12 protein-coding genes are annotated in these 12,157 nt (G+C 60.2%); 3 read left to right on the plus strand and 9 right to left on the minus strand.

Annotated elements, in window-relative coordinates:
* Positions 1-58: 58 nt before the first annotated feature.
* On the minus strand, positions 59-388 hold the full coding sequence (locus tag K5E37_RS15125; protein WP_085602835.1) for a hypothetical protein: 330 nt from the start codon (positions 386-388) through the stop codon (positions 59-61).
* A gap of 127 nt (positions 389-515) precedes the next feature.
* On the opposite strand from K5E37_RS15125, the gene K5E37_RS15130 reads away from it, so the two are divergent.
* Positions 516-887, plus strand: a complete 372-nt coding sequence (locus tag K5E37_RS15130; protein ID WP_052026217.1) for a hypothetical protein — start codon at positions 516-518, stop codon at positions 885-887.
* Between the two features lie 12 nt (positions 888-899).
* Here the strand turns inward: K5E37_RS15130 and K5E37_RS15135 are convergent, their stop codons facing one another.
* Positions 900-1,403 (minus strand): GNAT family N-acetyltransferase, encoded by a 504-nt coding sequence (locus K5E37_RS15135; protein WP_221534292.1) that lies wholly within the window; start codon positions 1,401-1,403, stop codon positions 900-902.
* A 47-nt stretch (positions 1,404-1,450) separates the two neighbouring features.
* A complete protein-coding gene (locus K5E37_RS15140) occupies positions 1,451-3,394 on the minus strand; it encodes a DNA topoisomerase III (protein ID WP_221534294.1) in 1,944 nt (647 codons plus the stop codon).
* Positions 3,395-3,672: 278 nt separating this feature from the next.
* Between K5E37_RS15140 and K5E37_RS15145 the strand changes: the two genes are divergently transcribed.
* The gene (locus K5E37_RS15145) at positions 3,673-5,079 is read left to right on the plus strand and encodes a serralysin family metalloprotease (protein ID WP_221534295.1); all 1,407 of its coding nucleotides are present in this window, start codon (positions 3,673-3,675) and stop codon (positions 5,077-5,079) included.
* 93 nt (positions 5,080-5,172) lie between these two features.
* Here the strand turns inward: K5E37_RS15145 and K5E37_RS15150 are convergent, their stop codons facing one another.
* The 6 genes from K5E37_RS15150 to K5E37_RS15175 are packed head-to-tail and all read right to left on the minus strand — an operon-like array spanning position 5,173 to position 11,337.
* Complete coding sequence (locus tag K5E37_RS15150; RefSeq protein ID WP_085602844.1) at positions 5,173-6,387, minus strand: MFS transporter; 1,215 nt, start codon at positions 6,385-6,387, stop codon at positions 5,173-5,175.
* Between the two features lie 45 nt (positions 6,388-6,432).
* A complete protein-coding gene (locus K5E37_RS15155; RefSeq protein WP_085602846.1) occupies positions 6,433-6,819 on the minus strand; it encodes an ectoine synthase in 387 nt (128 codons plus the stop codon).
* A gap of 36 nt (positions 6,820-6,855) precedes the next feature.
* On the minus strand, positions 6,856-8,037 hold the full coding sequence (locus tag K5E37_RS15160) for an acyl-CoA dehydrogenase family protein (protein ID WP_221534297.1): 1,182 nt from the start codon (positions 8,035-8,037) through the stop codon (positions 6,856-6,858).
* Complete coding sequence (locus K5E37_RS15165) at positions 8,030-9,064, minus strand: class I SAM-dependent methyltransferase (RefSeq protein ID WP_221534298.1); 1,035 nt, start codon at positions 9,062-9,064, stop codon at positions 8,030-8,032. The genes K5E37_RS15160 and K5E37_RS15165 overlap by 8 nt, the downstream gene beginning before the upstream one ends.
* A gap of 16 nt (positions 9,065-9,080) precedes the next feature.
* On the minus strand, positions 9,081-10,622 hold the full coding sequence (locus tag K5E37_RS15170; RefSeq protein ID WP_221534301.1) for a class I adenylate-forming enzyme family protein: 1,542 nt from the start codon (positions 10,620-10,622) through the stop codon (positions 9,081-9,083).
* A gap of 34 nt (positions 10,623-10,656) precedes the next feature.
* Complete coding sequence (locus tag K5E37_RS15175; protein ID WP_221534303.1) at positions 10,657-11,337, minus strand: bifunctional 2-polyprenyl-6-hydroxyphenol methylase/3-demethylubiquinol 3-O-methyltransferase UbiG; 681 nt, start codon at positions 11,335-11,337, stop codon at positions 10,657-10,659.
* Positions 11,338-11,761: 424 nt separating this feature from the next.
* Between K5E37_RS15175 and K5E37_RS15180 the strand changes: the two genes are divergently transcribed.
* Complete coding sequence (locus K5E37_RS15180) at positions 11,762-12,130, plus strand: DUF427 domain-containing protein (RefSeq protein ID WP_085602857.1); 369 nt, start codon at positions 11,762-11,764, stop codon at positions 12,128-12,130.
* Positions 12,131-12,157 lie beyond the last annotated feature (27 nt).

Here is a 12,157-nt window from a genome sequence, read left to right on the forward strand (position 1 = left end):
ATAAAAAAGGGCCTGCTCCTTATCGGAAGCAGGCCCTTTTGTTTATTGAAGTTACAACTCAGTAGAACCGATCAATCACCCGAACTTCGTTCTTGTTCTGCATCGAGTCCCACGCCTGTTTCAGCGTTTGCAGAACATTACCGATGAAGTCCTTGTCGGCCGCGGCTTTCTTGCCGACATAGCCGTGGCCGCGGCGGTACATCTTCAGGCGGGCCAGCAGGTTCTGGTTGTTCCGGTCGAACTCTTCTTCACCAGCATGGGGCGACAGGCAGTCGATATGGACCTGACCCGACTTGCTGATCCACAGAATATGGCTGTCGTGGCTGTCTTTTTGCGCAGCGAACATACGAGCCAGTTCTTCGATAGTAGGTTGATTGTTCAGATTCATGATATTGCCCCTTGACCAGTCTGGTGATCTTTCAAAGTTGATTCGCTAATACAGGTAGCCCATCGGTTAGTTGATCCCTGGCACCGAAACCAGGACGTCAGCGGTCGCCCGTGTGAAGTACGGGGTCATGCGTCTGTTGCATGTAGTCGTGTTGAATAACTGCTACGCAATAGCGTCACAACGAGGAGAAGCAGCGAAAACCGGGAGGCTCCTTGACGACGTTTTCAGGGTCGACCACAAGCGTCTTGAGAATTTTCGCCAGCGCTTCTCGTCCTTGTACTGGACGTTCAGGCCAGGTCAGCTTCTTCAATCTGCCTTGTGGGCAGCGTGTATCCGGAAAAAACAGCTCGGCGGTCAGACGAGCTTGCTCAAGCGTGTTGCCAGTGCTCCCGATCGGGGAGACGTCTGCATCATGCAAAAGCAAAACGACGCCGTCAACGGTTTTGTAGTGATTATTTTTGGTCACTACATATTGTCGGACAAAGTCATTCTGGAATGAAAAAAGGGGGCTTCAAGCAGCGGGAGAAGGGCTGCGCAGGCAGTAGAACGTGCAGGGATAGCCGTCCACTGTTTTGGTCTGGCGGGTAAAGTCGCCGCCGCTCAGCTCGGGGATGAGCCGGGCCCAGAACCGCTGTGCAGGCAGGTTGGCGTCGACATGGAAAATCTGCCATCGACCGGGCAGGTGGCTCAAGAGGGCAGAGGCGACAAACTGCGCGACGCCTTGGCCACGCCAGCGTCGGCTGACGAAGAAATAGCCGATGTTGTAGTCGGCGCCTTCGATGAGGAGGTGGTCATCCACGGTCACGAATCCCGCCAGTTCGCCGTCGACGTGGATCAGGAATGGTCGCGTCGCCGGCTGGCGCCAGTAATCGTCTTTCAACTGGATCGGGAAGAACCCATGCCCGCCGAGCTTCAGCGGGAGCCACTCGCTGAAGTCATAGGTGTAGAACTGCATCAGGTTTTCGAGGGTGTCCAGTTCGTCGCGCCGGGCGACGCGCAGTTCGATGACAGACATGCCGCTGACTCCTGACCATCACTGCAGAAACAGTAGCGTGCGGCGGGCTATTTGGCTGCCGGTTTCGCCGAGCGTTTGCTGGTTCCGGTGGTTTTACGCCGGGTGGTCTTGCGTTTGTTCTTCCACGGCGCAGCGGCCTTGCCTGCGGGCGGCGGGCCGCTGATGGTCAGGCTCAGCCCGGCACAGCGGGTCACTTGCTTGCTCATCCACGCCGCCTGCTTGGTGACGAACTCTTCCAGACTCATCTCGCCGCTTTGCACCATGTCCAGCGCCTGCTCCCAGATCGCTGTGGTGCCGGGGTCGGCAATTGCGCGCGGCACGGCGTCGATCAGGCTGAACGCGGCAGGTGTGGCGGACAGCGCCTTGCCGTTCTTCACCAGATAACCACGATCCAGCAACCCTTGAATGATCGAGGCGCGGGTGGCTTCGGTGCCGATGCCGGTGGTGTCCTTGAGTTTCTGCTTGAGCAGCGGATCTTCCACCAGTTTGGCGACGTTCTTCATCGCCTTGATCAGGTCGCCTTCGGTGTAGGGCTTGGGCGGCTGCGTCCACAGGTCCTTGAGTTTCACGTCTGCGATTGCGCACTCGGCGCCTTGGGTGAACGTCGGCAAGGTTTGCGGGGCCGGCGCTTCACGACCCTTGGCCGGTGCCAGCGCTTCGGGCAACGCGCGTTTCCAGCCCGGTTCGATGATCTGCTTGCCAACCGCGCGCAAGGCTTCACCGGCGCAATCGAAATCGGCCTGGGTGCGGTCGTATTCGTGATTGGGCAGGAACTGCGCCAGATACCGCGCGCGAATCAGCGTGTAGACCGCGCGGTGCTTGCCGGTCAGGCGTTCGAGATTTTTCGCGGCAGCGGTCGGGATGATGCCGTGGTGAGCGCTGACCTTGGCGTCGTTCCAGGCGCGGGAGCGGCGTTGCGGCTCCAGATGCTCGCGTAGCGCTTCGAGGCTAGGGTCGGCCTGACGCAACGCCGCGAGAATCCCCGGCGCCTCGCTGTGCTGGCTCAGGGGCAGGTAGCCGCAATCGCTGCGCGGGTAGGTGATGACTTTGTAGGTTTCGTAGAGGGCCTGGGCGATGTCGAGGGTTTCCTGGGCACCGAGGCCGAGCTTCTTCGAGCAGACTTCCTGCAAGGTGCCCAGATCGAAGGGCAGGGGCGCCACTTCGCGCATGCGCTCGGTGCGCAGTTTGACCACTCGGGCGCTGGCAGCGCTGCTGATTGCGGCGGCTGCTTGCTGAGCGAGGGCTTGATTGAGGCAGCGATCCTGATCGTCACAGGCATCGTTCGGCGCACGCCATTGCGCCGTGAACGGCGTGCCGTTGTGCAGCAGTTGCACATCGATGGCCCAATACGCGACCGGCACGAAATCGGCGATGCTGCGGTCGCGATCCACCACCAGCCGCAACGTCGGCGTCTGCACGCGGCCCACCGGCAGCACGCCTTGATAGCCGGATTGCCGGCCAAGCAGGGTGAACAGTCGACTCATGTTCATCCCGATCAGCCAATCCGCCCGCGAGCGCCCCAGTGCCGAGTGATACAGGCTGAAGGTTTCAGCGCCCGGTTTCAGCGCCGCCAACGCCTTGCGAATCGAGGCTTCGTCCAGCGCCGACAGCCACAAACGGCGGATCGGCCCGCGATAGCGACAGTGCTCGACCAGCTCCCGGGCGATCATCTCGCCCTCGCGGTCGGCGTCGGTGGCGATGATCAGTTCGCTGGCCTCGCCGAGCAGGCGCTTGACCGCTTTGTACTGGCTGGCAGTGCGCGGCTTGACGGTCATTTTCCATTTGTCCGGGATGATCGGCAGGTCCGCCAGTACCCAGCGCTTGTATTTGGCGTCGTAGGCGTCCGGCGGGGCGGTTTCCAGCAAGTGGCCGATGCACCACGTCACCGTGACGTCCGTTCCCAGCCAGCAGCCGTCGCCCCGACGCTTTGCGCCGAGTACGGCCGCAATATCCTTGGCCTGGGAGGGTTTTTCACAGAGGTACAGCCGCATAACCACCGTCGTCGATCATTGCCCGAAGAGGCGCACAGGATGGCCTGAGTCGGGCGATCGGGCAACTTTTATCTGTATGGATATACAGATAAAAGGATTGCCGGTCATGACAGCCCGCGTCGGGGCAATCCGGGACGCTATCGAGAAATTGATTAGCGCCCCCGTTGGCGGCTGTGGCAGGTTCAATCTGCCTAACAGGGCGAGTGACAGGACGATCTCGCCAGAAGATCGCCGTTTTTCTGTCTGATACTGACTCTTCAGAAACAAGGACGTACACCATGTCTCAACCTTCCTCCCAGGCCAGCAGCGCCTTCACCGCCGTCGACACCTTCAGCCACCTGTATGACCGTGGCACCGGGACCGTCAATGGCAAACCGTCGTTCACCGCCGACCAGGCCGCCGACGAAATCCTGCGCAAGGGCATGTCGTGGCAGGATAAGAATGCCGACGGCAAGATTGATCTGACCTACACGTTCCTGACCGACAAGCCGTCGAACTACAACCCGAAACTCGGCAACTTCAGCGAGTTCAGCGCCCAGCAGAAAGCACAGGCCGTGCTGGCGATGCAATCGTGGTCGGACGTGGCCAATGTCACCTTCACCGAAGGCAAGGGTGGCGACGGTCACATGACCTTCGGCAACTACGACGTCAGCACCGGCGGCGCAGCGTTCGCCTACCTGCCACAGGGCAGCAGCTACGACGGCCAATCGTGGTACCTGATCAACGATCAATACCAGGTCAACAAGACTCCGGACACCAACAACTACGGGCGTCAGACCCTGACCCACGAAATCGGCCACACCCTTGGCCTGTCGCACCCGGGCGCCTACAACGCCGGCAACGGCAACCCGACCTACGGTGACGCCAAATACGCCGAAGACACCCGTGGCTACAGCCTGATGAGCTACTGGAGCGAGGCCAACACCGACCAGAACTTCAGCAAGGACGGCAGCGGTGCCTACGCCTCGGCACCGTTGATGGACGACATCGTCGCTGTGCAGAAACTCTACGGCGCCAACTTCGAAACCCGTGCCGACAACACCGTGTACGGCTTCAACTCGAACGCCGATCGCGACTTCTACAGCGCCACCGAGAACACCTCCAAAGTGGTGTTCTCGGTGTGGGACGGCGGCGGCAACGACACGCTGGATTTCTCCGGCTTCAACCAGAACCAGAAGATCAACCTCAACGAAGGCTCGTTCTCCGATGTTGGCGGTCTGGTGGGCAACGTGTCCATCGCCCACGGCGTGACCGTGGAAAACGCCATTGGCGGTTCGGGCAATGACCTGCTGATCGGCAACGCGGCGGCCAACGACCTGATCGGCGGTGCCGGTAACGACATCATTTACGGCGGTGGCGGCGGTGATTCGCTGTGGGGCGGTGAAGGCGCAGACACCTTCGTGTTCGGCGCGGCCAGCGACTCGACCATGACCGCGCCGGACTGGATCATGGATTTCACCAGCGGCCTGGACAAGATCGACCTGTCGGGCATCGCCGGGTTCGCCACCGGCGCAGCCACGCTGAACTTCGTCAGCGGCTTCACCGGGCACGCCGGCGACGCGATCCTCACGTACTTCGAACAGACCAACCAGACCAGCCTGATGATCGACCTCACAGGCCAGGGTTCGGTGGATTTCGCCGTGGGTGTGGTGGGGCAGGCCGTGGCGACCGATATCGTCGCCTGATCTGAAAACGGAAATCTGAAACGAAAAAACCGCAGTCCTTCGCAGGCTGCGGTTTTTTTGTTTTTGGACATCGCTCTACGACAGTGAAATCCGTTACTGCTCGGTCTCGAGGATCGACGTGGCGTGGGCATTACGTACTCTGGCAAACCACCAGAGAGCCGCCACGCCCAGCAGCGTCGCCAGCACGGCCAGAATCAGAATCACACGTTGCGTCCCCAATGGCGCGGCGAGCAGTGCGACCAGCAGACCGGCCAGCGGTTGCGACAAGTTGTTGAGCAGGGTGATCACGCCCACGGTCTTGCCGAAGTCCTGAGGGGGAATGACTCGCTGGCGAATGCTGCGCATGTAAACGTTGAACATCTTGTCGAAGCCGACGATCAGCAGGAAACCCAGCACATAACCCGCCAGGTTCGGGCTCAGGGCGCTGATGAAGGCGCCGGCGGCGAGCATCGAATAGGCAACGCCACCCAGTACGCGCAAGGGCAATACCACCCGGGCGAGGAAAAACAGAATCACGATGGTGGTCACCGCGCCAGCCGCTTGCAGCACGGCGTAGTCGTCCTTGCCGGCGCTGTATTGACCGAGCACCATGGCCGCCGAAGTGGCCAGGGTGACCCCGACAATCAGGTTGACCCCGACTGCCAGGGTGATGATCTTTTTCAGCTCCGCCAGTTCGCGGATATGCCTGAAAGCGATGCGCAGAGGCTGCAGCCAGATGTCCTGATGCTGCTCGAACACCTCCAGGGTGATACGGCTGAAACGTTGCCACACCAGCATGCTGAGGTCGGCCAGCAGGAACAGTCCGGCCACCCACAGCACCACCCAGTGCCAGGCCGAAACCTCCAGCAGCAATGCCGCCACCAAGGGCCCCAGAACCAGTCCGGTCTGGTCGGCTATCTGCGAGTAGGAAAGGGTTTTGGTGTAGCTGTAGTGTTGGAAGATATGCGGCATCAGCACTTCGCGGGCCATGATGCCCTGAGTCGTCAGCACGCCGCACAGCGCTGACAGCACCACCAGCCATGCGATACCGCCGAAGACGGCATAAAGCCCTACTGCCAGCACGCAGAGCAGCGCCCGGTAGACCTGACTGATGTGCAGGATTCTGATGGGCGAGAACTTGTCGCACAGGGCCCCGCACAGCGGAAACGCGAGAAAGCGAGGCAGCGACTCGACGAAGAATGCGAGCCCCGCCCAGGACGCGCTGTTGGTGGTCTGGAATACCACCAACGGCACGATGAACAACAGGATCTGATCCGCCAGCCGCGACAGGAACAGCGAGATGAAAAAAGCCAGGTAATCCTTACGCATGATGACACTCCTGTGGGTGGGCGGCCTGGCGGGGCTGCCGCAACATCAGTAAGCCGAGCCCGAGCTGTCGTTGAGGTTATGTCGCTCGTCGCCACGCAGGGGCGGGTTGAACACGCTGACCAGAATCAGATCCTGTTCCTTGCCCCCGCGCAGATAATGGCGATCGTGCTGGTCGAGCACATACACATCGCCAGGCCGAATCGGGTAGATATTTCCCTGCATATCTTCGACTTCGCCTTCCCCGGCAATGCAATAGCACGCCTCCAGATGATTGCGATAGTGCAACAGCGATTCGGTGCCGGCGCGGACCACGGTGTGACACAGGGTAAAACCCATGGCATCGCGTTCGGTGAGCAGGCGATGGCTGGTGCCGGCGCCCCATTCGACGAAGTACGGGGTTTTTTCTACTTCGGATTTGTTGCGAATGAACATGTGAGCCTCTCTGAGAAAGTCGATAGTGAAAAACGGTCAGGCCGGTTCGGCGCCGGCATTGGTGGCGCGCAGGAGGGCCTCGCCCCAAGCCAGCATTGCGTCGCTCCAGACCAGATCGCGGTGCGCGGCGATGGCCTGGACATCTCGCCAGTGACGCTGGAGCGGGTTGCCGGCCACCAGCGACGAAGCGCCGAGCCGTTCCACCAGACGCCGTACCGCTTGCACGCATTGCTGTGCCAGATAGGCCCGGTCGCGCTTGAGCTGTAACACCTGCCCGGCGTCCAGTGGGCGATCCTGAATACCTGCTTCATGCAGTCGGGAAACCAGCGATTCATACAACAGCCCGGCGCTGTACAACTGCGCCGCCGAGTGAGCTGTCTGCTCGGCGATCCGTGGATCGCTCGCCAGGGCCGATCCGGCGAGCGCCGCCACATACGCGGCATGGGCACCTTCGGCGCAACCCAGCAGCGGGCCAATGATCGAGGTCGTGAGGTAGGGCACCAACGGCGCATGGTCGATGTAGTCGGTGGCGGACGAAGGCGGATGCCGGGCAAACACCTCGTGCAGGGCGAACACCCGTTCGTGGGGCACCAGTAACTGGTGGGTCAGTACATCGTGGGAACCGGTCGCCGCCATGCCACAGCTGTCCCAACTGTCGAGCCGCTGAACTTCATCCGCAGCAACCAGCAGCAGGAAGCGCGGGGCCTGTTCGGCCTCCGGGTGATTCGGGCAGGGGGCATTGAGCATCATCCAGGTGGCGTCTTCGATACCCGAGCTGAAGCGCCATCGCCCGTTGACCCGAATACCGCCGGCCTCCCACGATAACCGGCTGTCGGCGCTGGCGGATGCCGAGGCGAACAATTGCCGGGGGCCCTCGGCGTACAACTGATCCTGACAGGTCGGTGGCAGGCGCCGGGCAATGCAGGCGTGGCCGCCCACCAGGGCCAGCATCCAGCCCGTGGAGGCACAGGCTCTGGCGGCGATGCGCGCGCTTTCCACAAGCGTTGGCCAGTGCCCACTGCGGGTGACCGGTGCACGTGGCGAGAGCAGGTCCAGCCAGTCGCCGGCGAACAGTTCGCTGAAGGTGCTGCTGCTCAAACGGCGGTTTTTTTCCGCCGCCGCTGCGCGTTCGCGCCAGGCCGGAAGGTGCTCCACGGCCCGTTGGCACAGGGTAGGTGATGCGGCGTGGTAGAACGCTTGTCCGGTGCAATCAATCATCGCCTGACTCCGCGGCAGCGTCGTGGGGCGCTGACAGGTTGCCAAGGCGCGCCCCTTCAAAACAGAACGCTGCGGGTTGTATCACCGGGCCCAGCAGACCAAGGAAGCGTTCTATTTGTTCCTGATCGTCCGAGGCGACGAATTCGCAGAAATTGCTGCTGCTCCACAGCAAGTGGACATGCTTGAAACGGCCCGAGAGGGCACTGACCAGTTCCTCCAGGGTGACCTGACCGTTCTGCATCTGCTCGAGCATTTGCTGGCGTTTCCAGCGGATCTCTTCCTCGCTGAAGTAGCGGGTCTTGAACACCTCGTCCTTAATCTGCTCGCGCCGCAGGTATTCCTGCGGGTCGGGGTGGTTGAGCTTCTCCAGGAAAAACACCAGACCCCCAGGCTTGAGAAACTGCTTGATATGGGCGATTTGCCGCTCGCGATCGCGGGTATAGAACTGGAACGCGGCCATTTCATAAATGAAATCGAATCCCTGGGCGAAGCGTTCGTATTCGGGGCTTTGCAGCAGGGCCGGGCTGACTTTGAAGACCGATTGCGGATAGAACAGCGACAGTGCAGGGTCTGCATGCCGATCGAACGAAATCCGGTTGGCCTGGTTGGGCGAAGAGGTGAAGCTGCGGATCAGGCCCTGCGAGTGGCCGGCCAGCGCACGGCCATTGCTGCCATCGAAAGCGTCCACCTCGAACAGGCTGAAGGTCTGGTCGGCGCTTCGGGTGTTGGTGCGGGCCAGGTGGGTCAGGGCCACGCCGATCCTCGACAGTTCTTCGAGGATGTACGGCACGCTGGCCAGAAAGTGCGAGAACAAAGGACCCGCACCTTTGATCAGACGATCGTGGTAGTCGAGGATCTGTGGGTCTTTGATCTCCGACGTCAAGTGGCTGTGCAGAGACTGCAAGGGCACCTGACTGGCGCCCGTGGCCAGACTGTGGAAGTGCCCGGCCAGTTTCAGCATGGCGCTTTGTTGCAGGTTCCGGTCCAGACTGATGTCATCCAGTGGCGGCTGCGGACAAGTGTTCATGGGGTAGCTCCTGCTGTCAGATCAGTCCTTTGGCGGTGAACTTGCCCGAGTCGGTTTTCGGCAAGGCTTCGAGAAATACGCACTGGGTCGGCACCATGTGCCAGTCCAGGCGGGTCTTGCAGTAATCGAGCAGGGCCTGTTCGCTGGTCTCGCGATGGTCGATGTCAAGTACGATGCAGGCCTTGGGTACGTGCCCGGCGGATTCGTCGGCGACCGGTACCACCAGCACTTCGGCGACGGCCGGATGCGAGGCCAGGCACTGCTCGATTTCCCGCGGGTTGACGTTCCAGATGTTGCGCGCGAACACGTCATCCTTGCGCGCCACGTAGTAGAGGTAACCGTCCGCGTCTCGTTTGAACAGATCGCCGGTGCGGTACAACCGCGAATGGCCGAACACATCGTGGACGAAGGCCTTTGCATTGGCCTCGGGCATGTTCCAGTACTCAAGCATCAGGTAGTCACTGGTCACCAACAGTTCGCCGACCTGCCCAGGTTCGTCGATGGCCCTACCCTGTTCGTCGACCAGATACAGGCTGACGCCGGGCAGGGGTTTGCCCACCGACGTCGGGCGGCGGTCGATCTCTTCAGGGGGAAGGTAACTGACGCGCTTGCACTCGGTGAGCCCGTAGTTGGAAAAGATTTGGACTTGCGGCAGTGCCTGGCGGATCCGCTGGATATGCCGGGTGTGCAGGGCCTGACCGCTGCTGGAGATATAGCGCAGCCTCGGAACCCTTGTCTGCCACTGCGAGCCGGTATTGGCCAGCAGGAAAAACACCGGGGGAAACACGTGCATGGCGGTGACGGATTCGCGCTCGACTACCCTGAGGACATCTTCGGCGCTGCTGGCGGGACGACTTTCGATGACGCTGGTGGCGCCGGCGAACAGCGGCATCATCACGTTGTAGACGCCGTAGTCGGAGGCTAGCGTCGAGTAGCTGAGGATGCGGTCGTCGGGGGTGTTCTGCAGGTAAGTGGTCACCCGGCGGGAGGCCGCCAGCATGATCCGGTGATTGACCAGCACGCCTTTGGGATTGAAGGTCGAACCCGAGGTATAGAAGATCGAGGTGGGACGTTCCGGATGCGCCTCCAGTGGGGCGGTGACCGAGGTATTTTGTGCTTGGTGCGCGGTAAGGGCATCGGCCAGCGGGATGATCTTTGGTGTAGCGTCGGGGGCGGGAACGGTCAGCAGGACCAGGTCCAGTCCGGCGGACTCGATCAGTCCGGGCAGGTCGTCGGTGCAATCGGTGATCAGCACCCGGGCGCCCGAATGCTTGAGCTGATGAATCAGCTTTGCGCGACTCAACGTGTGATGGGTGGCGGCAGTGATCGCCCCGGCTTGAAGCACCCCGAGGTAGACGGCGATCAGCTCGACGGAGATGGCCGAATACAGTCCAACGCGTTCGCCCGGGGCGACTCCCAGGTTCGGTAGCAGAGTGGCGATGGCGTCCGCTCGTTGCTGCAGTTGCTGATAAGAGGTCGCGGCGCCATCCAGAACAATGGCCGGTTTGGTCGGGTATTGGCGGGCGTTATCGGCGATGACCTGATGAAAAAGTTGCATGGCTCAATATCCTTTCAAGCACAACTTCGGGGAGTTAATGGCGTTTTTTTGCGCACACCGAAACATAGGTGCCTTGCCAGGTGTAAGGGTCGATCGGCAAGTTTTCAGAGTTGCTCAATGGCCAACTCTGTTTATCGAAAAACTTATTGAAGGCGTAAATATCAAAATCACCCAGCCAGGCATCAAAGAAACCTTCGCTGTCTTGAATGGATAATCCGGCTTCCTTGTCCCAGATGAAAGGCTCACCGCTTGCCTGGAAGTAACGAGTCAGGTCGGATAACAGATCGAGAAATATATAACCGCCTGGTTTTACAGCGCTGATGATCTTGGGCATCACGATGCGAAGTTCTTCCTGATTGAAGAAGTGCAACACCTCGGAACAGACGAGTACATCGTAAGTTGCAGGGGCGGGGTCATAGTCGAGGATGTCCGCCTGCTGAAAGTCGAGCTCGCGTAACCACGGATTGTGCCTGCGACTCTGAATCGTGCTGTCGACCATGTCGACACCGCTGAGGCTGTAGCCCTTGCGGGCAAGGGCCGTGAGGTTGCGACCGTCGCCGCAACCCAATTCCAGTGCGCAACCCGGGCCGTCGGGTAGACTGGCCAGAAATTGTTTGAACTCATCGCGCAACTCACCGAACAGGGTGCCGTTGTCGCAAGCGCTGTATTCCCTGTCATACCATTCTTTCAGGACGGAACTGTTCACTACTTTCATAGTTATTCTCTGGCATCGATAGATGTGCCACGCAGGAAAACGCGCTGGGTAAAAGCGTGCGATCAATTGATCAGGCTGGGGGCGGGAAATATGAAGTATTTATGAAGGAGGGAGAATGTAACTGGCGGAAGCAAGGCATGCTGAAACTCCATTTCATTATTTTTTTGAGAGCGTCCATGGTTATCGGAAATTGCAAGTTGCTCGATAACGGAGGGGATATTTCCATCGCGTGGCTGGCGCTGTCAAGGCGAACTACGGCAGGGTGTGAGTTATTTTTGTCACAAGTTGGTGACCATCAAAGTTACAGTCTCCACAGATCACGATTTTATTTGCTCGGCAAAAACCGTTCGGCTGCGAACCCGGCGTGATCCGGCCGCATGGGTTATACCTGAAACGCTCTCTTCGCCGCAGTCAGGAGAAACCGATGAAAACTTCCGGTCCCAGTCCCGTCATCACCATCGCCGAGCAGCCAGGCTGCCTGCTTGTGAAATTCCACGGCATACAAGTCGCCGCCTCGGCCCGAGCACTGGTGCTGCTCGAAGCCAATTACCCGCCGGTCTACTACATCCCGCGCGAGGACATCGACGAGAAGTACTTCGCCCGCACCGACCACACCACCTACTGCCCGTACAAGGGAGACGCCAACTATTTCAGTCTGCAAGTCCCAGGGCATGAAGGGGCGAACGCGGTGTGGACGTACGAACATCCGAAGATTTCGGTCAGCCAGATCAAGGACTACGTGGCGTTCTATCCCGATCAGGTGAAATTTGAATTGCTGGAGGCGGAGGTCTGAAATTCCGCAGGATGGCGAGGGCATTGC

Source organism: Pseudomonas sp. RIT778, assembly GCF_019718735.1.
GTDB lineage: Bacteria > Pseudomonadota > Gammaproteobacteria > Pseudomonadales > Pseudomonadaceae > Aquipseudomonas > Aquipseudomonas aphyarum.

Excerpts from the sequence above, each read along its gene's own strand:
- K5E37_RS15150 (WP_085602844.1), bottom strand. The coding sequence starts at position 6,387 with ATGCGTAAGGATTACCTGGCTTTTTTCATCTCGCTGTTCCTGTCGCGG.
- K5E37_RS15125 (WP_085602835.1), bottom strand. The coding sequence starts at position 388 with ATGAATCTGAACAATCAACCTACTATCGAAGAACTGGCTCGTATGTTC.
- K5E37_RS15140 (WP_221534294.1), bottom strand. The coding sequence starts at position 3,394 with ATGCGGCTGTACCTCTGTGAAAAACCCTCCCAGGCCAAGGATATTGCG.
- K5E37_RS15145 (WP_221534295.1), top strand. The coding sequence starts at position 3,673 with ATGTCTCAACCTTCCTCCCAGGCCAGCAGCGCCTTCACCGCCGTCGAC.
- K5E37_RS15180 (WP_085602857.1), top strand. The coding sequence starts at position 11,762 with ATGAAAACTTCCGGTCCCAGTCCCGTCATCACCATCGCCGAGCAGCCA.
- K5E37_RS15160 (WP_221534297.1), bottom strand. The coding sequence starts at position 8,037 with ATGATTGATTGCACCGGACAAGCGTTCTACCACGCCGCATCACCTACC.
- K5E37_RS15155 (WP_085602846.1), bottom strand. The coding sequence starts at position 6,819 with ATGTTCATTCGCAACAAATCCGAAGTAGAAAAAACCCCGTACTTCGTC.
- K5E37_RS15170 (WP_221534301.1), bottom strand. The coding sequence starts at position 10,622 with ATGCAACTTTTTCATCAGGTCATCGCCGATAACGCCCGCCAATACCCG.
- K5E37_RS15175 (WP_221534303.1), bottom strand. The coding sequence starts at position 11,337 with ATGAAAGTAGTGAACAGTTCCGTCCTGAAAGAATGGTATGACAGGGAA.
- K5E37_RS15130 (WP_052026217.1), top strand. The coding sequence starts at position 516 with ATGCGTCTGTTGCATGTAGTCGTGTTGAATAACTGCTACGCAATAGCG.
- K5E37_RS15165 (WP_221534298.1), bottom strand. The coding sequence starts at position 9,064 with ATGAACACTTGTCCGCAGCCGCCACTGGATGACATCAGTCTGGACCGG.
- K5E37_RS15135 (WP_221534292.1), bottom strand. The coding sequence starts at position 1,403 with ATGTCTGTCATCGAACTGCGCGTCGCCCGGCGCGACGAACTGGACACC.